Here is a 22983-nt window from a genome sequence, read left to right on the forward strand (position 1 = left end):
GCTAGAAGAAAGAGGCGGAAACCTGGAACAGCTTTTCCACGCGCGGCATCTGCTTGCGCGACGGCACGAACACGATCACGTGGTCGTCGGTCTCGATCACGGTGTCCGCGTCGGGCAGGATGATCTCGTCGCCGCGCACCAGCGCGCCGATGCTGGCGCCCTTGGGCAGGCTGATCTGGCCCACCGGGCGTCCCACCACCTTGGAATTGGAGCGGTCGCCGTGGGCGATGGCCTCCAGCGCCTCGGCCACGCCCTGGCGCAGCCGGTGCACCGCGGCCACGTCGCCGCGCCGCACGTGGCGCAGCAGCTCGCTCATGGTGGCGTGCGACGGCGACACGGCGATGTCGATATGGCTGCCCTGCATGAGTTCGCCGTAGGCCTGGCGGTTGATCAGCGCGATCACCTTGCGCGCGCCCAGCCGCTTGGCCAGCAGCGAGGACATGATGTTGTCCTCGTCGTCGCTGGTCAGCGCCAGCCAAGTGTCCATGTCCTCGATGTTCTCGCGCTCGAGCAGGCCTTCGTCGGTGCCGCTGCCGTGCAGCACCAGCACGTTGTCGGGCAGCTGCGTGGCCAGGTACTCGCAGCGCTTGGGGTCCCGCTCGATGAGGCGCACGCTGTAGTTCTCGTCGGCCAGCTGGCGCGCCAGCCGCAGGCCGATGTTGCCGCCGCCGGCGATCATGACGCGGCGCACGGCCTTCTCGGCCTCGCGCAGCTGGCGCACGGCGCGGCGCGCATGGCGGGTATCGACCAGCAGCACCACCTCGTCGCCCGGCGCTATCACTGTGCCGCTGCCGCCGCGCACCGGACGCCCGCCACGCAGCACGTCGATCACGCGCGCGGTCACGTCCGGCCAGACCTCGCGCAGCTTGTCGATGGAATGGTGGGCCATCGGGCTGCCGTGGCCGACGCGCACGGTCACCACGCTGACGCGGCCTTCGGCGAATTCCACCACCTGCAAGGCTTCCGGGAATTCGATCAGGCTGTGCAGATAGGTGGTGACGCTGCGCTCCGGACTGATCAGGGCGTCGATGCAGAAGCCCTCGTCGCTCATCAGCTCGGGATGCTCGGGGAACTCAGCCGAGCGGATGCGGGCGATGCGCCGCGGGATGTTGAACAGCTGGCGCGCGATCTTGCACGCCACCATGTTGGCGGTGTCGGACGCGGCACAGGCGATGAACAGGTCGGTGTCGGCCGCGCCGGCGGTCTCCAGCACCGACACCTGCGCGCCGTCGCCATGGACCACGCGCAGGTCGAAGTGTTCTTGCAGGTATTGCAGCTGACTGGGATCGGAATCGATGACCGTGATGTCGTTTTCCTCGGACACCAGGTTTTCCGCCACGCTGGTGCCTACGCGCCCAGCGCCCATGATCAGGATCTTCATGCGCCCCGCTTGCGGGCCGACTCAATGCCCAATTGCTTGAGCTTGCGGTAGAGGTGGGTGCGTTCGAGGCCGGTGCGCTCGGACACCCGGGTCATGCTGTGGCTTTCCCGGACCAGGTGGTATTCGAAATAGATGCGCTCGAACTCGTCGCGCGCCTCGCGCAGGGGCTGGTCCAGCGAGATGCTGCCCAGCTGGCCGTTGGACGTGACCGGCACTTCGCCGGCCGGCGCGGTGGTCAGGGGCGGCGGGTCGAGTTCGTCTTCCAGGGCCACGGCGGCGCTGGCGATGGACGGATGGACGGCCGCCGGCGCCGGGTGCGGCGCGCGGCCGCGCGCCAGGCCGGCGGCGACGGTCTTGAGCAGGCGCTGCAGCGTGATCGGCTTTTCCAGGAAATCCATGGCGCCGATGCGGGTGGCCTCGACCGCGGTGTCGATGGTGGCGTGGCCGCTCATCATGATCACCGGCATGTCCAGCATGCCCTGGGAGGCCCATTCCTTGAGCAGGCTCACGCCATCGGTGTCGGGCATCCAGATGTCCAGCAACACCAGGTCGGGACGCATGCGAAGGCGCGCGGCGCGCGCTTGCGCCGCGTTTTCGGCCAGTTCGACCGTGTGTCCTTCGTCGTAAAGGATTTCCGACAAGAGTTCGCGAATACCGACTTCGTCGTCAACCACCAGGATTCTGGCCATAAAGCATCCACCTATTGCGTAGCCGCATTATCCTTTTCTTGCGCGGTCGCGTCCATAGTATCGGCTCCCGGCGCAAGCCGGGTCAACAAGATGGAAATCCGCGCGCCGCCGTCCTTGCGGTTGGCAAGGTCGATCCGGCCGCCATGTTCTTCAACGATCTTGCGCACGATCGCCAATCCTAACCCAGTCCCGTGGGACTTGGTGGTGACGTAGGGCTCGAAGGCCCGCTGCAGCACCTGCGGCGGAAAGCCCGGGCCGGTATCGGCCACCGTGAAGCGCAGCGCCTGCTGGTCGGCGCGGTCCGGCTGCTCGCTGCGCATGAGCTGGGTGGTCACGCTGACCCGCCCTTCCCCGCCCAGCTCGGCGATGGCGTCGCGGGCGTTGGACAGCAGGTTATGGATGACCTGGCGCAACTGCGTGGGGTCGCCCTCGATGGCCGGCAGGCCGGCCTCCAGCGTCACGTCCAGGTTCAGGGCCTTCTCGCCGAAGCGGCCGGCGCCGCCGCCCTCGGGGTCCCAGCCGTACAGCGACAGCACGTCGGCCACCAGGGCGTTGAAATCGATGCGCTGCATGACGGCCGGCGGCGTGCGCGCGTATTCGCGGAAATCGTCCACCATCTGCTTGAGCGAGGCCACCTGGTTGACGATGGTGTTGGTCGAGCGCTCGACGATCTGCGCCTCGGCCGGCGGCAGCTTGCCTTCCAGCTTCATGGCCAGCCGCTCGGCCGACAACTGGATCGGGGTCAGCGGGTTCTTGATTTCGTGGGCCAGCCGGCGCGCCACCTCGCCCCAGGCCACGGTGCGGTTGGCGGAAATCACCTCGGTGATATCGTCGAACACGACCAGGTAGCCGTTGCCGCGGCCGTCCACCCGCAGGTGGGTGCCGCGCGCCAGCAGCGTCAGCGGCTGGGGCGCGATGTCGCCGTCGGCCGATGCGGCCGGCGTGATTTCGAACTGCTGCTGCCAGTGCTGGCGCTCGGAGCCGACGGCGGCGTGGGCCGAGAAGGCCTGGCGCACGACGTTGGCGAACTCCAGCATGCCGCCCACGGTTTCCAGCGGCCGGCCGATGACCGAGCGCAGATCGGCCTGCAGGATGGTCTGCGCGCCCTGGTTGACGGTGGTGACGCGGAAGGACTCGTCGAACGCCAGCACGCCGGAAGACAGGTTCGACAGCACGCTTTCCAGATAGACGTTGGAGCGTTCCAGCTGCTGGCGGTTGCTCTCGACCATGCGGCGGGCCTCGTCGAGCTGGCGCGTCATGGCGTTGAACGAGCGGGTCAGCTGGCCGACTTCGTCGCGTTCGGGCGGCTCGGGCAGCGGCCGGTAGTCGCCCACGCCCACGGCCTGCGTGCCGGCGGCCAGGCTGAGCAACAGGCGCACCAGGCGCTTGGACAGCGACAGCGCCACGGCGATGGCGCCGAAGGCGGCCAGCAACAGCGCCAGCGTCAGCGTGATGCCGTAGAGCTTGCGCAGGCCCAGCCGCGACAGGGCCAGCTCCTGGTAGTCGCGGAACCCCTGCTGCACCTGATTGGCGTTGTGTGCGATCTGCTCCGGCACGGGCTGGAGCAATTGCAGCCAGCGCGGCTCGGGGGCGGCGCTGAGCGGGCTGTCGTAGCGGTCGGGGCCGGTCAGCGCAATGATGACGCGCAGGTGCAGCCCGCCGTCGGCGCCGGCCGTGACGGGATCGTCCGCCTCGGCCGCGGAGTAGCCGCGGGCCACCCGCAGCTGATTCATGACCGCCGCCGGCGGCATGGCCGGCAGCAGCTGCCCATACTGATTGGTGGAAAACGCCACCATCCGCCCGCTGCCGGTGAATACCATGGCCTCCTGCACGCCGTTGGCCTCGCGCAGCCGGGTCAGGGCCAGCGACACGCCCACGTCGGTATTGCGGTTCAGCTCCACCGCCATCGAGCGGGCGCGGGCGTCCAGGTCCGCCAGCTGGGAATCCAGCGCGGCGCGGCCCAGGTTCAGGCCCGCCTCCAGCGCCGTGTCCACCCGCACGTTGAACCAGGATTCGATGGAGCGCGACATGAACTGCACCGACACGGTGTAGATCAGCGCGCCCGGCACCACGCCGATCAGCGCGAAGGCCAGCGCGAAGCGGGCGGTCAGGCGAGCGCCGAACTGCCGGCGGCGGATCTGCCGCGCCAGCCGCACGGTCAGCGCCACCACCCAGACGAACAGCGCCAGCGCGAAGATCCCGTTCAGGATCAGCAGGACGTCGTAATAGCGCGCGAAGCGCGAGGCATTGCCGGTGGACCAGGCCAACAGGCCCAGCAGCCCCAGGCCGCTGATGGCGCCCACCACCAGGGCCAGCCTGAGCAGCAACCTCATGATGGGTCTTTCTCCAAGCCGTTGATCTCGAAGACGAAATCGACCCAGGGGGTGGCCTGGATCCAGGAACTGCTGTTCAGCGCGTTCACCTGGAAGGGCCGGGGCAACAGCGAGGTATCCAGCCGCAGGCGCAGCTGGCCGTCGTAACGGGTGTCTTCATCGAAATCGTCGGCGTCGGCCACCTGCCAGTTGCGGATGTGCCGGATCACGCTCATGGCGTCGTCCAGCGAGGCCACGGGGAAGCTCAGCTCGCCCACGCCCGCCCGCCATTGCCGCGTCAGCGCGTTGTAGGTCACGCGCCAGGTGCGGGTGGTGTCAACCAGGGATTTGTTGAACCACCACCAGCGATCGCGGGTGATGGTGAGGTCGGCGGTGAAGTACAGCGGCACGCCGCGCTGGGCGGCATCGCGCAATTGCTGGTTCAGCTCGAATTCCACGTCGGCGTCGATCTGGAGCTTGCCGTCGCGCACAGCGGGCTGGACGCTGACGACGCGCGGCTCGGAAGCGTGCGCCTGCCCGCCCGGCATGAGAAACAGCAAGGAAGAAGCCAGCAACAACCCGAAAAATAAGCGCGAAATGATGGACATACGACACCGCTACACCGTTATGCCCCTTATTCTTGGCGATTCAGGACGGCTTGGCAAACAAGGCGTAGAAAAATCCGTCCTGTTGCTCGGCCGGTGTTGCATCGACCGCAACAGGCAGCAGTTGGCCGGGCGCGTCCAGTCGCCGGGCCTCGGGGTGGCGCTGCAGGAATTCCAGCGCCTGGCGCGTGCCCTCGATCGGGAACACCGAGCAGGTCACGTACAGCAGGCGCCCGCCCGGCGCCACGGTGCGCCACAGGGCATCCAGGATGCGGGTCTGCAACGCGGCGGTGCGGCGCAGGTCGTTTTCGCGGCGCAGCCAGCGGATGTCGGGATGGCGCCGCACGATGCCAGATGCGGTGCACGGCACGTCGGCCAGCACGGCGTCGAAGGGCTTGCCGTCCCACCAGGCGTCCAGGTCGGCGGCGTCGGCGGCCTGCAGCCGCACCCGGTCGCCGCCCAGGCCAAGACGGTCCAGGTTCTGGCCGACCCGCTCCAGGCGACCGGCGTCGGCGTCCAGGGCCAGCAGGTCGATGTCCGCCAGCTCCAGCAGGTGGGCGGTCTTGCCGCCCGGGGCCGCGCAGGCGTCCAGCACCCGCATGCCGTCGGCCGGAGCCAGCAATTCGGCGGCCCGTTGCGCGCCGGCGTCCTGGACCGACCACCAGCCCTCGGCGAAGCCCGGCAGCTGGACCACCGGCCGGGGCGTCGCCACCACCAGGCCGGCCGCGCCCACCGGCTCGGCCGCCAGGCCGGCGTCCTGGAACGCAGCCAGCACCTGTTCGCGGCTGGCGCGGCGGCGGTTCACGCGCAAGGTCAGCGGGGCCGGCAGATTGGCGGCCTGCAGGATCGCCTGCCAGTGCTGCGGATAAGCCACGCGCAGCTGCTTGACCCACCAGCCCGGGTGGTTCCACTGGGCCTCGGGGCTGTCGGCCACGGCCGCCGCCAGCGCCTCGCGTTCGCGCAGGAAGCGGCGCAGGCAGCCGTTGAGCAACCCTTTGAACGCAGCCAGGGCGCGGGCCTTGGACGCGGCCGTCACGGCCTGGTCCACCACCGTGTGCGGCGCGTAGACCGGCATGCCCGGCACGGCGGCCGCGGCCTCGCCTTCCGCCTTCAGCAGGGTCAGCGACACCAGCAGCAGGGACTCGAACAGGACGTTGGGATAGCGCTGCACCAGTTCCCGCCCGACCGCGTCGGCCCAGCCCAGGTAGCGCATCGCGTGGAACGACACCGCCTGCACCGCCGGTCGCAGCGCGCCATCGACGTCGGCCAGCGCCTCGGTCAGGGACCGGCCGTCCAGGACCTCTTCGACCACCCCCGCGCTGGAAAGCAGGACAGAGGATAGCGGCGGGGCCAGATGGGGGGTGTCGGAACGCGTGGACATGGCAGGAAATCAAGGGATAAGACCGCTATGGTAGCCCGGCGGCGGCGGCCGCGCCGGCAAGAGACCGCCCGGGACGCCGGACGGACGCGTCCCGGGCCCCGCCTTCCCCAGGCTCCGCCCTCCTTACGACGCCGCCTTCCCGGGCGGAAGCTTGCGGCACACGGCCAGCGCGTCCTGATAGGGGCGATCCGGGTCCGGCTTGCCCTCGGGCGTGAACTCCAGATAGCACTTGCTGCCATCCTGCAGCGTCACCTGCAACGGCGCGGGATAGTCATCGTCCAGGAATATCTGTCCCTGCCGGCCGACCAGCGTCACCAGGTTGCCGCGTCCGTCCATCACCGGCAGGCGTTCGGCCAGCGGCTGCCGGTCGGTCTCCAGGACGGCGGATAGCAGGTAGCGCTGGACCTGCCGCAGATTGAAGTCCAGCACCTGCACCGAGCCGCGGGCCGGCTTGACCGATTGAACGCCGTTCGGCAGGTTGGCGTTGCGCGGCAGGCTGGCAGTGCTGATTTCCACCGAGCTTTCGCCATAGGCCGTCAGTCCCGGAATCACGGCGTTGCCCCAGGCGTCCGTCCAGACCGGGCCCGAAGGCGTCTGGATTTCCACCCCGCCCAGGTCGCCGACCTTGGCGATGCCGAACGTGTCGCCCACCTCATAGGGCGAGAACGCCACCGCGCCACCCGCGCCCACCACCGAGCCCTGCACCCCCCAGTTCGTCGACACGCCGCCTTGCGAACCCCGGTTGGCGGACAGGTTGACGCGCGCGTAGCGCGGCATCGCGTCGATCGATGCCGACGAATTGACCGCGCCGTCGGGCCTGGCGACGCTCGAGCTGACGCTGTAGCTGAACTGCGGGCTGACGGTGTCGGAGTAAGTAGCGCCAACACTGCCGCTATTGCCTGACTTGCTGACATAGGTGCTGGCGCTGGCGCTGCCCAGGGGGAAGCTCAGCGTCAGGAAATACTGGTTTTCCGATCGCGCCCGCGTGCCCGTGCTGAGATCCTTGGCCATGGACAGGCTGACCGAGGTGCGGGCGAAGCTCCGGTTCCAGGACAGCGTCGCGCGGTTGCGCTTGCCTTCCTGGCGGGACAGGCGGCTGGTGGTATAGGCTGCGGAAAAGGCGCCCAGGGTCGGGGAGAACCAGGACACGCCGGCGGTGTAGGTCTGGCTCGCGCTGGGCAAGATCCTGGCATCCGGGCGCGGCGCCTGCACCACCTGCGCCAGGTCGCGATAGCCTTCCGTCTGCAAGGTGGCCGACAGGCTCGTGGACAAGCGCTCGACCGGCGTGGCCGACAGGTTCGCCGTGATCTGCTGGCCCTGGAGCTTCTCGCCCGCGAAGCTGGCGCTGGACGCGCGCACGCCGATCGAAGCGCTGAGCGCATCGCTGGGGTTGACTGAAACCCCGGCGGCCAGTGCGCGGTACGGGGCGGACACCAGAACGCCGGCGTTGAGGGTGCTGCGGCTGCCCAGGCTCCAGCCGTTGCTGACGGTGGCGACCAGCGGCGTCCGGCTGTCACTGCCGCGCGAGGCCTGGTAACGCCCCACCGCGGCGGACAGCCCTTGCGGGGCGACGTTGCGCACATTGCCGAACGACGCGGCCGGCACGACGAACTGCTGCCGTTCGCCGCTGGCGGCGATCACCTGGACCTCCAGGTCAGAATTGCCGCTGACGATGGGCACATCATTGATGGTGAAGGCGCCTGCCGGCACCTGGGTCATCAGGATCAGCCGGCCCAGCTGCCGCACCTCGATCCGGCTCTGGCCCGTGGCGATGCCGCTGAAGTTGACGCCCGAGGCCAGCGTCTGGCGCAGCGCCTGTTCGGGAAAAAGCTGCGCGCCGCGCAACGTGCCGACGGAGAACAGCGAACCGGCGGGCGAGATCTGGCCCGCCTGGAACGTCGAGCGCACGCTCGGCACGGCATGTTGCGCGTAGGTGTCGCCCTGCGTGAAGGTGGAGCGCCCTCCCTGTGAGTAATAGTCCTGGCGGCTGCGCAGGATCCAGTCGGCGATGTTCACGCCCGTTTCGGTATAGGCGCGCAGATACTGATAGCTCGAACCGCCGCTGGCGCTGCGCGAGCCGCTCACGTTGTAGTTCATCATGGCGGCGGCGCCGCCCGAGGCGTACTGCCCCTGGATCGACTGTTCGATGGGGGCGCGCGCCGCCAGCGGCGTCACGATATCGACCTGGGACTGGTTCGGCAGCTGCGTGATGGCGGTTTCCGGGTAGGCCTTGCGGTAATCCTGACAGGACTCCTCCGACGTGCCGTCCGGCACCTTCAGGCCAGCGCGCTGCAACAGCTCGGGCGTGAAACAGAGCGTGCCTTCATAGCTGAAGCGCACGTCCATCGTGCCCAGGTCCGTGCCGTTGACCACCAGGCGCACCCGGCTGACGCCGGGCAGAAAGCGCGCGGTCTTGCTGAAGTAGGCCGCGGCTTCGGGCGAGATGCCCAGCCGCTTCAAGGTTTGGGGATCGAACTGCTGCGCGAACGCGGCAGAGGAGACCGTCATGCAGAGAATCGCAGCCAGGCCCGCCGCCGCGTGCGCGCGCGGCTTCATTTCCCTGGTGTGGGCTTGCAGGCGCCCGACAAGGTGATTGCGTGGGTGCCCACGGCATAGCCGTAGACCGTGGCCGGCCAGATCGTGACCGTGCCGGCGGCGCCCGGCTGCTTGCCCTTGACGGGCAGCTCCAGGCGCTCGCCCGGCAGCAGGTAGGTCTTGGGCAGCGGCACGGCGATATTGCCGCTGTCCAGGCGCGCCTGCTGCGCCAGGCGCACCACGTAGGCGCTGTCATTGCACAGTCGCAGCCGGTCGCCGTCCACGGTCGCGGTCAGGCGCGTCCACGGATCCTTCAGCTTCTCCAGCGAACGCGGCTGGATGATCATGGGGATGTTCTGGCGAAAGGTGGTCTGGACCTGGTTGTCGGCGCCGCGCGCGAAGGGAATGCCCTCGAAGGACACGCGCTTGAGGCGCTGCGTGGCCAGCGGTCCCTTCTTGGTCAGCATGAAGCGCACCAGCTGGGACTGACCGGCCTCCAGCCGCGCCATGGGCGGGGTGGCGACGACCAGCTCCTCCTGGTCCTCGGCGATGTTCTCAATGGTGGTGTAGAGCAGCACGGGCGCCGTATCGGTGTTCTGCACGGTCATCGAGCCTTCGCCGGTGGCCTCGTCAACGATCAGCACGGAGCTTTCGGGAACGACGCCGGCGGCGCCGGCGGGATTGGTCAGCAACGCGCAGGCCAGGGAAACGCAGGTCAGGATGGTTTTCATAGCAATCAGCAGGAAAAAGGACGTGGTCAAGCCGGCCGTTGCCGGCCCGCGAAGAAGGTCATGGGGTAAGGCGGCCTACAGGAAAACGGCCGACAGATCTATGGCACCGTCGAGCTGGACCTCGCGGCCCAGGTACAGCGTGGAGGTCGGCGCGATGGCCGCCTCGATCCGCACGCCGACGGTGAGCGTGCGGCCGCTGGACGGGCGACGCTGCGCGTCGCGGGTCCAGGCGATCAGGTCGTTGGCGTCCGGGGCCGCGTCTGCGTCCAGCTCGCGCCAGGTCGCGCCGCCGTCGGACGATACGATCAGGCGCGCCGGCGAGCCGTCCAGCGTGGCGGTATCGCGCCGCCAGCGCAGCACGAACGCGCCCAGGTTCCTGCCGGCCGCCAGGCCCAGGCCCTGGCTGGCCTGCGGCGTCACGCCGAGCCGGCTGCTGGCCAGGGGACTGGCGCTGCCATCGCCGCCGGATTGGCGCAGCGCGACCGTCGCCGGCTGGTCGCAGCTGATGGTGATGTTGCGTTGTTGCGGCGGCAGCGGCGCGGCCTCGGCGGCGCGCAGCAGGTTGCGCTTGATCTTGCCGTAGTCGACCACGGCGCCGCCGCCCAGCTGGATGCGGCAATTGGCGGCTTGCGGCGCGGGAGAGGCGGCGAAACTCGCCGCGCTGAATGCAATACCCGTCAGGGCGTACAGGAAATTCAAGTAAGGCTTCATGGTCAGCCGGCTCTCCCGGCACGAGGCGGCGCAGGCCGCTAGAGATAGACCAGCGTCAGGACCGCGCCGCCGCTGAAGGGAACCTCGGTGGACACGCCAAGCTGGGCAATACGATCCAGCGCGACCTGGACGCGCATGGTGCCCTGGAATACGCTGCCGAAGGCCGGCTCCTTCAGGCCGGGCAGGCCCCAGGTTTCCAGGCTGCCGTCGTCATGGAAGAAATTGCCGACCGACGGGTCCCAGGACTTGCCGTTGTCGCCGCTGTAGATCGAGTCCGTGGCCTGGCCGTCCACCGTGAAGCCCGGAACCAGCATCAATGCCCAGGACCCGATGGCGCGCCCGGCCTCGTTGCGCAGGCCGTACTGGCGACTGGAGGACCAGCTCTTGCCATGCCCGCCGAAAAACACAATGGGATCCTTGAACGGCACCAGCCCGGCGTTAGGATCGCTGGCGGTCAGCGCCACCTTGGTCCTGGCTTCGCAGGAAATGCGCAGTTCCCGCTCGAGCACCGGCAGCAGCGTGTACGTGTCCTTGTTCAGGTCCTTCAGCTTCAGCTTGCCGTAGTTGAACGAACCCTGCTCGGAAACCTGCATCGTGCAGGCGGCAGGCTTGAGTTCGCCTTGCACCGCCACCTTGAAGGACGGGACTTGCGCGTATCCCGCCAGCGGCGCCATCGCGCAGGCCCAGGCGAGCAAAATTCGGAGTTTCATATTGGCAGGCTGTCGGCGGCCGGCGCGCCACGCGCGCCAACCGCCACGGATCAGATGTAGCTGAGGACGAGGGTGGTGGTACCGTAGAACGCCAGATCGGAAGATATCTTCAGCGCCTCCTTCAGCGCCGTCTTCGACTGGATGACGGCGCCGATCACGATGTCGCCGCTAAACTCCTTCGCGGCCACCGGCACGGTGGACTGGCCGGACTCGGCGAAAGTCACGAACGTTGAGCCATCCGACTTCAGCTGCGAGGCGTGGGTCGCAGTATCCGCGGCCGTGGCCCAGGTCGCCTTGTCGGCGCTGGTCACGACCACGGTCTTGGTGGATTTCCCGTTCGCGGCCGTGGTCGTGTAGCGGAAATTGCGGAACTGGAAGACATACCGGCCGATGCGCTCCTTCGACGTTGCCTGGTCGACCAGATCGTAGATATAGCCTTTCTTGGCCTCGGCCACGATGCCCGTGGCCGTGTGCTTGAGCCCGTTTTCATCAGGAACCGCCAGATTACTGGAGCCGCCGACAGACAAGGCGATTGCCGCATCACCGCTCTCGCACGTGATGGAAAAGGATTGGACGGCAGGCGGCAGCGGGGTCTCGGCTGTGTCCTTCAGAGAATCGACATTGACCTTGGTTTCGTTGAATTTGATTTCGGCGAGGGTGGGCTTGCAGCTGCCCGGAGTGATCGTGCCGCCGACGGCGACGTTCAGGCTGCTGGGTGCAGACGCGGCGCCAGGGGCGCCAGCTGCGGCGGCAGCCGGCGCGGCCGGCGCACTGGACTGTGCCGCAGCCGGCATCGACACGACCGTGGCTGCGCCAGCGGCGCATGCCAGGAGCGCGAGCAGGATCTTGCTGGATTGGATGTGTTTCATGTTGCTCTCGGGATATCGAAGCGCGCGTTACGCGATGCCGCCTGGATCAGAGGTAGTTCAGCGTGATGGTCGCGCCGCCGGAGATCTTGAGGTCGCCAGTCAATTTCAGGTCCTTCTTGGGCAGGATCGCCGGCGCCACGATCAGCTCGCCTTCGAATGTCGAGGCCAGGACGGGCGTGGTGTCGGCGGTGGGACTGGCAAAAGACAGATAGTCGGAACCGTTCGTCTTGAGCTGCCAGGCATCCCAGCCGTTCGATGCCGCGGTAGACCACGCGTTCTTGTCGGTGCTCTTGATGATCACGGCCTTGTTGGTGGAGGCTCCCGTGCCGCCGCCCGTGTACGAGAAATTGCGGAACTGCATGGCGAACACGCCGGCACGATTCTTGTTGTCGTCAACCAAGTCATACTGCGATTGGGGGTAGGTAGACGTGCCAGCCTGGGTGTGTTCCAGATTCCCCGTGGGGGCCGTCGCCGCGCTGGCGGTTGTCTGCGCGCTCAGCGCGATCGAGGTATCGGCGGTGCAGGTGATCTTCACTTTTTGGAGGATCATCGGCAACTGGGTCATCTTGTCGTTGTTCAACGACTTCGGATTGATGTTCTTCATGTCGAACGTCAAATCGCCCGACTCCGGTTTGCAACTTCCCGGGGTGATCGTGCCGCTGACCGTGATCTTGAAGGAGGGAGCCTCGGCCATGGCGCCGGCGCTGGCGGCGCAGGCCAGGAGGGCGGCAAAAAGCTTGCTGGTACGGTGTTTCATAGATGTCTGATAAGCCAAGTAGGTACGTGTCGGAAGTCTCGTGCTGGGCTGCCCGGAACCAAGTAACGCCCGGCGCATTCATCACGGAAACTAAGGTAACAACCCGACACCGCACCGCACCATCAGACAATTCCGGTAGTAATGGTCCGGAAAAAAGTGACAGTCTTATCAGACCTACGGCGCCGGCTTCATGATGCGCGTCAGCCACGCCGCCCGCATATGGGACAGCTGGGCCGGCGTCACCCCAGCCCAGTCCAGCGGGATCAGCCTGGCGGCGACGCCCGGCGACAACAGCGGTATCCTGGCGCGCGCCGCCTCGCCAATCTTGGCCTTCTGGTTCGACGGCGCGTAGTACATCGCCTCGGCAAACGCCTGTTGCACCTGCGCGCCCAGTGAAAAATTGATGAAGGCTTGCGCCGCCTTGCCGTTGGACCGGCCGACGACCTGGGCGATCAGGATGGGCACGGCGACGGTTCCCTCACTGGGTACCGTCACGCCATAGCCGCTCAGGCTGTCCATCTGACTCTGGCTGCGGGAATTCCAACCCACGGCCAGCAGCACCTGCTTGCGCGCCACCAGCCAGTATTGATTCGGACGAGGCGTCCAGGTCTGGACATTGGGGCCGAGCTTCTCCAGGTACTCGAGGCCGGGATCCAGATCAGCGGCGCCATCAGGACTGCCGGCCAACCGATTGGCCAGCGCGGTCAGCGCGGTCAGCGCGATCATGCTGCCGTTGACGTTGGCATTGGTCGAAATGGCGATCTTTCCGCGGTGCTTGGGGTCCCACAACTCGCGCCAGCTCCTGGGCGGCTGCGCAAAGGCCGATTTGGCGTACACCAGCGCCATGGAGTCGTACATGGCCGGCAGCGCCCAGAATCCCAGCTCGCGGCCCATGGCGCCCAGGTCGGCGGCATTCGGCACGAGCTGTGGATTCATCTGCTCAAGCAGCCCTTCGCTCTGTGCCAGGCGGGCGTTGGGCGGATCCAGTATCACGACGTCGATGTTCGGCGTCATGCGCTGCGACCGCAGCACCGCCAGGGCATTGCGCGAGTCCCGGACCGCGTAATAGCGCACCAGGATACCCGGATGCGCGGCCTCGAACGGCCGGATCACCGTCCTCATGTACTTCTCGTCGAAGGCATCCACGCCATAGGCCATGACGGTGATTTCGACAGGCGCCGCCGCCCGGCTCTCGCCAGGCGGCAGCGCCGACGCCAGGCCGGCGAGCGTCAGGCCAAGGAAACGGCGACGGGGAAAACTGCGATTCATGAGAAAAGCTCCCTCTCGATGCCCTCGCTCCCGCCACGGAACAACGACAGGACTTCAGACGCACGCGTCATTTGAAAAGGTCGTAATTGACGCCAAACATCACCAGCTCGTGATCCGTTTCCACGTCCAGCTTGCGCATCGCGGCGACCTTGTGCGTGCTGACCGTCTTGACGCTGCGATTCATGATGCGCGCGATCTCTCCCACCGACGTGCCCGCCAGGAAATGCCGCAGCACCTCCAGCTCCTTGGGCGAAAGGCGACCGATCCGCGTGGCCGCGTCCTGCGGGGCGCCAGGCAAGGAGGCCGCCAGGGAATGGGGCCCGCTGCGATACACCTGATTCCTCTCCAGCGTGTCCAGGGCCGTCAGGATTTCTCCCAGATCGCGGCTCTTGAACACGACGCCGCTGACGCCCTCTTCATAGAGGCTGGCGACGATCACTGGCGAAGTGATCATGGTATGGATCAGGATGCGCACGTCGGGAAAGTTGCGGCGCAGGTACTGCACCAGCGCCAAGCCGTCGCTGTAGCCATCCTCGGACGGCATGTTGTAGTCGGTGATGATGACGTCGGGCGCCAGCTCGCGCGTCTTGCGGATCAACTCCGCGGCATTGGTGGCATCCCCGACGATCTGGTGGCGGCCGGCGCCTTCGAGCACATTGCGAACGCCGAGGATTACCACTTGATGGTCATCGGCCAGCAGGATTCGTGTCATTCTTTTTGCTCCCATTTTGATGCTTTCGACAAGGCTTCCTGCGATCTTTCCGGGCAGGGCCCGGGGGCTACAACTCCGTGAATCTTTCGGTCAACTGGGCCAGCGTGCTCTTGACCGCGTTCTCGAGCATCGCTGTCATTCCTTCCTCGGCGATCTTCTGTTCCAGCACGCCGCAAAACCGCGCGATGTCCTCGGCGTTCATCACCGCCAGCGATCCGCGCATCCGGTGCAGGGTCGCGACGGCCGCGGGCGCGTCGCGCGCGGCCAGGGCCGCCCGCATCGACGCCATGTCCTCGCGCATGGTGGTATTGAAGGCCGCGCGCAAATGGCTGTCGAAGAGCTCCTTGGGCTTGGTCGGCGGCGGCGGTCCGGCGAATTTGGAGCCGATGATTCTCGCGCAGGCGGTGCTCAGCGCATCATGCAGCGTGCGCAGGTCCACCGGCTTCACCACCCATGCGTTCAGGCCGGCGGCGAAACCGGCATCCCGTTGCGTCTGCAGCGCGTCGGCCGTCAAGCCGATGATCGGCGCATTGGTGCTGCGGGCGCGCAACGTGCGCACCAGTTCATAGCCGTTCATCAACGGCATGTTCATGTCCGTGATCAGCACGTCGAATTCGTCAGCGCTCCAGCGCGCCAGCGTCTCCACGCCGTCCGCGCACAGCGTGACCTCGCAGCCCAGCTCCTCAAGCTGGCGCACCAGCAGATTCCGGTTGACCGGATTGTCCTCGGCCACCAGCACCCGCAGCCCCAGCCGCCGCAAACCAGCGTCCGGCCGGTATTCGGACCCGCCATGGCCATCGTCCCCGTCCGCTTCGGTTGCAGGCAGCTCGGCCGACGGCCGCTCGCGCTGCGCCAGCGCGACCGCTTCAACGATGCTGTGCCGCAGATGGCTGGTGACATGTATTTCGGACAGGCTCCATTGCGGCTTGTCCGGTCCGTCTGGAATGCACGATACCCGCGGCCCATTCCATTCGATCGGCGGCAGCCGCTCGGGCAGCAATTCCACCAGGATGCCGTCCCGCTTGGCGGGCACGCTGCTGCCGTGGATGGGCCGCGCGCTGGCGCCGGCCAGCACCAGCCACGCGCAAGTGTCCTGCGCCACGTCGGCGACCGGCGCGCGCACCCATACCGCGGGCGTGGGCGCGATTTCACCGCCACCGGCCAGGCGCGCGGCGTCCGCCGTCACCCGCAGCGGCAGCTGGAAGATGAACGTGCTGCCCCGGCCCGGACTGCTGTCCAGCGTGATGCTGCCCTGCATCAGCTCGCAAAGACTGTGGCAGATATAAAGCCCCAGCCCGGTACCGGGCATCGCATGGCCGGACGAACCATGGGCCTGGTAGAACGGCTGGAACAGCATCTGCTGCTGGCTCGCGGGTATGCCCAGGCCGGTGTCGGCGATACGCCATTCAAGCACGGCGCCGCCGTCCGCCTCGCCAGCCCTGACCAGGTCAATCCGCACCCAGCCGGCCTCGGTGAACTTGATGGCGTTGCTGACCAGGTTGTTCAGCACCTGCTTGATGCGCAGGGCGTCGCCGTGCGCATAGACCGGAATGTCCGTGGCGATGGTGGCGAAGAACTGCAGGCCCTTGGCGTCGGCGGTGGCCGCGTATGCCTGCATTACCTCCTCGGTGAGCGCGGCCGGATCCAGGCGCTGGTCCTTGAGCGTCATCTGCCGCGATTCGATCTTGGAGACGTCCAGGATATCGTTGATCACGTTGAGCAGGCCGGCGGACGAGGTCTGTATGGTGCGCAGATAGCCGCGCTGCAGATTGGTCAGCGGCGTGAGGCCAAGCAATTCCACCGTGCCCAGCGTGCCGTAGAGCGGCGTGCGGATCTCATGGCTCATGGTGGCCAGGAACACCGTCTTGCCCGCGTTGGCATCGTCGGCGGCGCGCTTGGCCTGCGCCAGCGCGGCCTGCACGCGCTTGTGGTCGCTGATATCGCTGAAGGTGGCAAGAATGACCTCCTCGCCCCGGTAGGTCAGGCGCGAAGCGATGAAGCTCAGGTGCCGGCCATTGATCTCGACATCGCTGACAGCGCCATCCGGCGCCAGGGCCAGCTGCCTGACGATTTCCACGTCCCCCAGCCATTGCTCCGCCAGCTGGTTCTTGGCGACGACCTGCTGGTCGGAAATGCGCAGCGCGCAGACGGCAACGCGAGCCGCGTCGATCACGGCGCGGTTGAAGGATTCGCTTTCGACCACCCGTTCGTGACTGGCCTGGGCCGGCCGCACCACCAGGTTCCGATGGCGCCGATACAGCACAATGCTGCCAACCACGCAGAGCAGCAGCAAGCCGACAAACGAAAGCGGCTGCCAGCGTGCGGCCTCGAAGAACCGATCATAGGGAACCAGATAGCCCGCCGCCCAGCCATCCTGGCACCAGGTGTCGATCAGCACCCCTTCCCGCCCAAAGCGCACATTGCTGTCCACCTCTTCCAGCGCGCCATGCTCGTGGGGGCCGTCGGACGCGGGAGCGAGGCCGGGCGTGGTGCCCAGGTACTGGAAATAGGTCCGGCCATATGCGGCGTCGCCGTTGTACACGTCGCGCATTTCGAAAAACGTGGCCAGCACCAGATTGCGCTTGGGAGTCTCGGGTGCCCACAAGGCATCCGGCAGTTCAATCGCGCTGTAGATGATGTAGCCGATCCGGTCCTGCCCGCTGCCCGGCAGGTTGACGTTGATCCATCGCAGCCCGCTGGGGCTGACTTTCGCCGTCTGGGTATAGATCAATTCCCGCACCCGGTTCGCCGACAGCGGACAGCGCCACCAGCGATGCACATCATCCGTCATGGAATCCTCGGAGCAGGGCACGGAGATGCTGAGAGGGCTGTTCAGGTCGAGCAGGAACACCTGCATCCCGGGCTGCTGCCAGGGACTGCGGTAGGACCCGTAGAGGTTCGACAGACCGGCCGCCACGGTCTGCAACCGCCGGCTGTAGTCGCCGCCAGTGGCCGAATCGTTGCGGCTGACCTTGATGATGTACGGCATCGCCAGGCTCCCGCTCTGGCCTTCGTAGGTATAGGTGCTGGCGTCGCTGTCGATCAGCTCGAACGATGCGGGGCCGCCCTGCGCCAAGGTCAGGCTCAGCCGGGTGGCTTCATTCTTGATGGCGCGGGCCAGGAAAGACTCCTGCCCGTGCAGGTTGTAGGCCAGCTTCTGGAAGTGCTGCCGCGCATCCGTGCTGGCGACGTTGATCAGGCTGCTGATCATCCAGTAGCACAGGGCCAGCATGATGATGGCCAGGATCAGCGTGACGATGAACAGGACCTGCATGCGCAGCGAAACCCGCGCCAGGTCGCCGATGGAGGCGATGCGCGAATGCCGGGAGGTGGCGCGGATCATCGGGAGACGATGGGATTCCGTTTCAGGAAGCCCAGCAATAATTCCGGGGTCAGCGCGCGGGATATCAGGAAACCTTGCGCCATATCGCACTGCAGTTTCTTCAACAAGGCCAGTTGCTCCCAGGTTTCGACGCCTTCGGCCACCACGTTCAGGGCCAAGCGCCGGCCCAGCGAGACGATACTCTCGACGGCGGCCTGGGCACCTTCATCTGCCGTACAGCGGCTGATCAGGGAACGGTCGATCTTGAGTTCGGTGAAGGGCGTGGAGACCAGGTTGAACACCGAGCTGTAACCCTGGCCGGAATCATCCTGGGCCAGGCCGAATCCCTTCATGCGCAGGCGGCAGGCGCCCGCGTAATAGTCGCTTATCGCATCCGTGGTCGAACCCTCGGTCAGTTCAAAGCAGATGTCCTGCGGGGTGCCGCCCAGGCGCATGACATGGTCGTACAGACGATCCGGCAGGTCGGCATTCTGCAACAGGTGCGTCGGCAGATTGACCGACACCTCCATCCGGAAATCATGCTGCTGCCACACATGCTGAGCGGTAATGGTCTGTGCGAGCATCGACAATAGCAGCTCATCTTCCAGCTCGTCCAGTATCAGGGCTGGCAGGAACTGGCCAGGCAGCAGCACGCTGCCATCGGGCAACACCCAGCGCACCAGCGCCTCCGCCGCCCTCACCGAGCCGTCGGCGATGCGCATCTTCGGCTGGAACCAAGCGCGCACCTCGCCCGAGGCCAGCGCATGCTGCAACGCGGAACGATCGAACACCTGGCCCGACACCAGCGACTCGGCCTTCAGCCGCGAGGCTGCCTTCAACTTGGCCACCAGCGCGATGATGGCTTGCGGCTGGGCGGGCTTGGACAACTGATCGATGACCCGCATGCCCAAGGTCTTCGCGACCAGGCTGGCGCCGGAGATGAGGCGCTTGGGAGACGAGCTGATCACCGCCAGCAAGGGCGGCGCCTCGTAGGTGGACAAGCGCTGAATCAGCTGGACGCCGTCCAGCTCGGGCATGAGCAGATCGCTCAGGACCAGGTCATAGCGCTGCTGCTCCAGCAGGCTCAAGGCGTGACAGCCGTTCTCGGCCGTATCCACCTGCGCGATGCCAGCCTGTATGAACAGGCTTTTCAGATATTCGCGTTGCAATAGCTGATCATCGACGATCAAGACGCGATAAGACAGCATGATTCGTAATCTCCTTGGGACGCTGCTACCCGTGGGAGCGAAACAGGCCCGGCAGGACAGGCGCACACGCGTCGGCGGTCAGCAAGGGAGTGATTAGAGCGGGATGCCACGCCAAGGAATATCAGACGTTTCCGAATTGATTCTCTCATTCACCCATGGGTGCTCCGGGAGGGTTTTAGGAACCGTCTGATTCCCGGATCCGTTGTCGCGTTCGGACAATGCCGTATCCCGTCTGTTTCCCTTCGCCCCGTGACTCATTTCGCTTTCCTGCATACCCTGCATGTGCACGCCCAGCACATCGACCGCGCCGCACGCCTGGCGGCCAGCATTCGGGATTCCGTTTCCGCCATCTGCTTCTATGCCGAAACCCAGGCCAGCCTGTACGCGCGCGCCGGCGCGCCGGGCCGGCACTATCTGCTGGTCGAGGGCGAATCGGCCTGGCTGCAGCGCTTCTTCGCGATACCGCACTGTCCGCAGGTGTCCGGCGTGGTCGCGCTGGTGAACGACGACGCCGGTCCGGCCGACCTTGCCAGGCTCATGCTGGCCGACGCTGACATCTGCCTGCAGGGCTCGGCGCATCCTCGGGTGATCCTGGCCGCCCTGTCGGCGCTGGCGCGCATGGAACGCCGCCTGCTCGTCGCCAGCGGCGGCGCGCCAACCCATGACGCGACGGAATACGGGCACGCTCCGCGAAGCGCACACTGACTCCAGGCGCGTCGTGATCCTACCGTCTGTCGACGTGGACGATGCCGCGCACCGGGCGCCGCGCCGCGCGCACGATCGTCAGTCCGCTGGACGAACCGCGCCGGCGGCGTCACACTGACCGCCTGCCACGGAGCCCCTTCATGTCCACCGCCACCCTGCTGCTGTTCATCCTGGCCTCGGCCGTCGCCATCGTCACCCCCGGCCCCACCGTGCTGCTGGCCATGAGCAACGGCTCGCGCCACGGCGTGCGCGTCGCCTGCTGGGGCATGGCCGGCGCGGTGCTGGCGGACATGATCCTGGTAGGCGCGGTGGCCTCCGGCCTGGGCGTGCTGCTGGCGGCGTCCGAGGTCGCCTTCCAGGCGGTCAAATGGGTTGGCGCGGCCTACCTGGCCTGGCTGGGCTGGAAGATGCTGCGCTCGGACGCCGCCTTCGTCATGCCGGCCGACGATACCGGCGCGCGCCATGCCAGCGGCTTCAAGCTGGGCTTGCGCAGCTTCATGGTGGCGCTGACCAATCCGAAGGCGCTGCTGTTCATGTCCGCCTTCCTGCCGCAATTCATCAATCCCGCCGCGCCGCTGTTCGCCCAGTACGCCACCCTGGCCGCCGTGCTGGCGCTGATGAACGTCGCGACCATGCTGGCCTACGCCACGCTGGGCGCGCAGCTGGTGCGCGCCTTCCGCGGCGCCGGCCTGCGCTGGATGAACCGCGTCTGCGGCAGCCTGATGATGGGCCTGGCCGCCACGCTGGCGCTGTATCGGCGCGGGGCGCAGTGAGGTTCGCTGCCGAAAGAGGGCCAAATTGGTCACGCTGCGCCTGATCCTGACAAGGCGCGCGCGGTAGATTCAAGGAAACGCGGCACTTGCCGACATTTCCAGTGAATTGACATAGTCCCAAATCGGGACCAAAATACCCGCCATGCGCATCATCGCCAAGAAGACGCTGCTCACGTTCATCGAACGTCATGCTGAAGCCGAACAAGCGCTGCTGGCATGGCACGCCGAAGCCGCGCAAGCAACCTGGACCAGGCCCCAAGACATCAAGGACCAATACGCGTCGGCGAGTTTCGTGGGCAAGAACAGGGTGGTGTTCAACATCAAGGGCAATACCTACCGCGTGATCGTCGCGATCGCGTACCGAATCGGCGTCGTCTACGTGAAGTTCGTCGGCACGCATACTGAATACGACAAGATAGACGTCACAACCGTGGACATGGGATGACAAGCATGGACATTCATCCGATCCGGACCAAGCAGGATTACGCTGCCGCCCTGAAGGTGGCCTCCGCGCTCGTGGACGCCGATCCGGCGCCAGGCACGGAAGCGGGCGACAAACTGGACGTGCTTTCGATCCTGATCGAGCGCTACGAGGTCGATCACTTCCCGCTGAAAGCGCCCAGCCCGATCGAGGCGATCAAGTTCCGCATGGAACAGGCCGGCCTGTCGGTCGGAGACATGAAGCCCTACATCGGCAACAGCAACCGCGTCTATGAAGTGCTGAACGGCCGCCGGGAACTGAGTCTGGCGATGATCCGCAGGCTGCATGATGGGCTGCATATACCGGCAGACGTGCTGATCGGTTCCGCCTGAACCTGGCCGGACGGCTATGGCCAACACTGCAACGCGATTCATTCCCAAGCGCTGACCCGCCACTCGGCCCGCCTGCCTGCGCCGAGCCCCCCGACCCGGTAAAATACCGCCCCCTGCCCCGCCGCGCTAAAATTGCGCACTATTTGATCATCGGCGCCGGCAGCGTCCACCGAGGTATCCCATGTCTTCCCCCAAAGTCGGCTTCGTCAGCCTGGGCTGTCCGAAAGCCCTGGTCGACTCCGAACGCATCCTGACCCAGCTCCGCACCGAAGGGTACGAAGTCACGCCCGAGTACAACGACGCGGATGTCGTGGTCGTCAACACCTGCGGCTTCATCGACAGCGCCAAGGCCGAATCGCTGGAAGCCATCGGCGAGGCGCTGGCCGAGAACGGCAAGGTCATCGTCACCGGCTGCATGGGCGTGGAAGAGTCCGTGATCCGCAACGTGCACCCCAGCGTGCTGGCCGTGACCGGACCGCAGCAATATGAAGAAGTGGTGCGCGCCGTGCACAATGCCGCGCCGCCCAAGAAAGACCACAATCCCTACCTGGACCTGGTGCCACCGCAAGGCGTCAAGCTCACGCCGCGCCACTATGCCTACCTGAAGATATCCGAAGGCTGCAATCATCGTTGCAGCTTCTGCATCATCCCGTCGATGCGCGGCGACCTGGTCAGCCGTCCGGTGGGCGACGTGCTCAGCGAGGCCGAGCGCCTGGTCAAGGCCGGCGTGAAGGAACTGCTGGTGATCTCGCAGGACACCAGCGCCTATGGCGTGGACATGAAGTTCCGCAGCGGCTTCTGGAACGGCCGCCCGGTCAAGACCCGCATGACCGAGCTCTGTACGGCCTTGTCCGAAATGGGCGTCTGGACGCGCCTGCACTATGTGTATCCCTACCCGCACGTCGACGAGATCATTCCGCTGATGGCCGAAGGCAAGGTGCTGCCGTACCTGGACATTCCGTTCCAGCACGCCAGCCCGCGCATCCTGAAGGCCATGAAGCGTCCGGCCTTCGAGGACAAGACGCTGGCGCGCGTGAAGCGCTGGCGCGAGGAATGCCCGGACCTGACCATCCGCTCGACCTTCATCGTCGGCTTCCCCGGCGAGACCGAGGAAGACTTCCAGTACCTGCTGGACTGGATGCAGGAAGCCCAGCTCGACCGCGTCGGCTGTTTCCAGTATTCGCCGGTGGAAGGCGCGCCGGCGAACCTGCTGGACAACCCCGTGCCGGACGAGGTCAAGCAGGAACGCTGGGAACGCTTCATGGAACAGCAGCAGGCCATCTCCGCCAGCCGCCTGCAGGCCAAGGTCGGCCGCGAGATCGACGTGCTGATCGATGAAGTCGACGAGGACGGCGCCGTGGGCCGCAGCAGCGCCGACGCGCCCGAGATCGACGGCTGCGTCTACGTCAGCTCGGACGAACCGCTCAAGCCCGGCGATCTGGTGCGCACGCGCGTCACCGACGCCGATGAGTACGACCTCTGGGCCGACAAGCTGTAAGC

The 22983-nt window shown here is 66.5% G+C and carries 20 protein-coding genes; 5 read left to right on the top strand and 15 right to left on the bottom strand.

Annotated elements, in window-relative coordinates:
- Position 1 precedes the first annotated feature (1 nt).
- From trkA to C2U31_RS02810, 15 genes are all read right to left on the bottom strand, one after another.
- Positions 2-1381 carry a Trk system potassium transporter TrkA gene (trkA, locus tag C2U31_RS02740; RefSeq protein WP_103271436.1) on the bottom strand — a complete coding sequence of 460 codons (1380 nt, stop codon included), beginning with the start codon at positions 1379-1381 and terminating at the stop codon, positions 2-4.
- A complete protein-coding gene (locus C2U31_RS02745) occupies positions 1378-2070 on the bottom strand; it encodes a response regulator (protein WP_103271437.1) in 693 nt (230 codons plus the stop codon). Before C2U31_RS02745 ends, trkA begins: the two co-directional genes overlap by 4 nt.
- Before the next feature lie 11 nt (positions 2071-2081).
- Entirely contained in the window at positions 2082-4403 is a 2322-nt protein-coding gene (locus tag C2U31_RS02750; RefSeq protein ID WP_103271438.1) for an ATP-binding protein, read from the bottom strand.
- The gene (locus C2U31_RS02755; RefSeq protein WP_103271439.1) at positions 4400-4990 is read right to left on the bottom strand and encodes a DUF4390 domain-containing protein; all 591 of its coding nucleotides are present in this window, start codon (positions 4988-4990) and stop codon (positions 4400-4402) included. Before C2U31_RS02755 ends, C2U31_RS02750 begins: the two co-directional genes overlap by 4 nt.
- Positions 4991-5030: 40 nt before the next feature.
- Complete coding sequence (rsmB, locus tag C2U31_RS02760) at positions 5031-6368, bottom strand: 16S rRNA (cytosine(967)-C(5))-methyltransferase RsmB (RefSeq protein WP_103271440.1); 1338 nt, start codon at positions 6366-6368, stop codon at positions 5031-5033.
- Positions 6369-6491: 123 nt separating this feature from the next.
- Entirely contained in the window at positions 6492-8876 is a 2385-nt protein-coding gene (locus C2U31_RS02765; RefSeq protein ID WP_158658293.1) for a fimbria/pilus outer membrane usher protein, read from the bottom strand.
- Positions 8877-8920: 44 nt separating this feature from the next.
- Positions 8921-9634: a fimbria/pilus chaperone family protein gene (locus tag C2U31_RS02770; protein ID WP_103276233.1), complete on the bottom strand. Its 714-nt coding sequence runs from the start codon at positions 9632-9634 to the stop codon at positions 8921-8923.
- A gap of 75 nt (positions 9635-9709) precedes the next feature.
- Positions 9710-10345 (bottom strand): DUF1120 domain-containing protein, encoded by a 636-nt coding sequence (locus C2U31_RS02775; protein ID WP_103271442.1) that lies wholly within the window; start codon positions 10343-10345, stop codon positions 9710-9712.
- A gap of 38 nt (positions 10346-10383) precedes the next feature.
- On the bottom strand, positions 10384-11055 hold the full coding sequence (locus C2U31_RS02780; RefSeq protein ID WP_103271443.1) for a DUF1120 domain-containing protein: 672 nt from the start codon (positions 11053-11055) through the stop codon (positions 10384-10386).
- Positions 11056-11105: 50 nt separating this feature from the next.
- Positions 11106-11924: a hypothetical protein gene (locus C2U31_RS02785; protein WP_103271444.1), complete on the bottom strand. Its 819-nt coding sequence runs from the start codon at positions 11922-11924 to the stop codon at positions 11106-11108.
- Between the two features lie 46 nt (positions 11925-11970).
- Positions 11971-12681: a DUF1120 domain-containing protein gene (locus tag C2U31_RS02790; RefSeq protein WP_158658294.1), complete on the bottom strand. Its 711-nt coding sequence runs from the start codon at positions 12679-12681 to the stop codon at positions 11971-11973.
- A gap of 174 nt (positions 12682-12855) precedes the next feature.
- The gene (locus C2U31_RS02795) at positions 12856-13950 is read right to left on the bottom strand and encodes a PotD/PotF family extracellular solute-binding protein (RefSeq protein ID WP_103271446.1); all 1095 of its coding nucleotides are present in this window, start codon (positions 13948-13950) and stop codon (positions 12856-12858) included.
- 67 nt (positions 13951-14017) lie between these two features.
- Complete coding sequence (locus C2U31_RS02800) at positions 14018-14662, bottom strand: response regulator transcription factor (protein ID WP_103271447.1); 645 nt, start codon at positions 14660-14662, stop codon at positions 14018-14020.
- Between the two features lie 67 nt (positions 14663-14729).
- Positions 14730-18005, bottom strand: a complete 3276-nt coding sequence (locus C2U31_RS02805) for a hybrid sensor histidine kinase/response regulator (RefSeq protein ID WP_103271448.1) — start codon at positions 18003-18005, stop codon at positions 14730-14732.
- Positions 18002-19192 carry an EAL domain-containing response regulator gene (locus tag C2U31_RS02810; RefSeq protein WP_103271449.1) on the bottom strand — a complete coding sequence of 397 codons (1191 nt, stop codon included), beginning with the start codon at positions 19190-19192 and terminating at the stop codon, positions 18002-18004. The genes C2U31_RS02805 and C2U31_RS02810 overlap by 4 nt, the downstream gene beginning before the upstream one ends.
- Positions 19193-19441: 249 nt before the next feature.
- Between C2U31_RS02810 and C2U31_RS02815 the strand changes: the two genes are divergently transcribed.
- From C2U31_RS02815 to rimO, 5 genes are all read left to right on the top strand, one after another.
- Positions 19442-19897: a hypothetical protein gene (locus tag C2U31_RS02815; protein ID WP_158658295.1), complete on the top strand. Its 456-nt coding sequence runs from the start codon at positions 19442-19444 to the stop codon at positions 19895-19897.
- Between the two features lie 140 nt (positions 19898-20037).
- On the top strand, positions 20038-20670 hold the full coding sequence (locus tag C2U31_RS02820) for a LysE family translocator (protein ID WP_103276234.1): 633 nt from the start codon (positions 20038-20040) through the stop codon (positions 20668-20670).
- Between the two features lie 142 nt (positions 20671-20812).
- Entirely contained in the window at positions 20813-21115 is a 303-nt protein-coding gene (locus C2U31_RS02825; protein WP_103271451.1) for a type II toxin-antitoxin system HigB family toxin, read from the top strand.
- 5 nt (positions 21116-21120) lie between these two features.
- A complete protein-coding gene (locus tag C2U31_RS02830; RefSeq protein ID WP_103276235.1) occupies positions 21121-21483 on the top strand; it encodes a type II toxin-antitoxin system HigA family antitoxin in 363 nt (120 codons plus the stop codon).
- A 181-nt stretch (positions 21484-21664) separates the two neighbouring features.
- Positions 21665-22981, top strand: coding sequence for a 30S ribosomal protein S12 methylthiotransferase RimO (gene rimO, locus C2U31_RS02835; RefSeq protein WP_103271452.1), 1317 nt, complete (start codon positions 21665-21667; stop codon positions 22979-22981).
- The last annotated feature ends 2 nt before the right edge of the window (positions 22982-22983 follow it).

The sequence above is a fragment of the Achromobacter sp. AONIH1 genome, assembly GCF_002902905.1.
GTDB lineage: Bacteria > Pseudomonadota > Gammaproteobacteria > Burkholderiales > Burkholderiaceae_B > Achromobacter.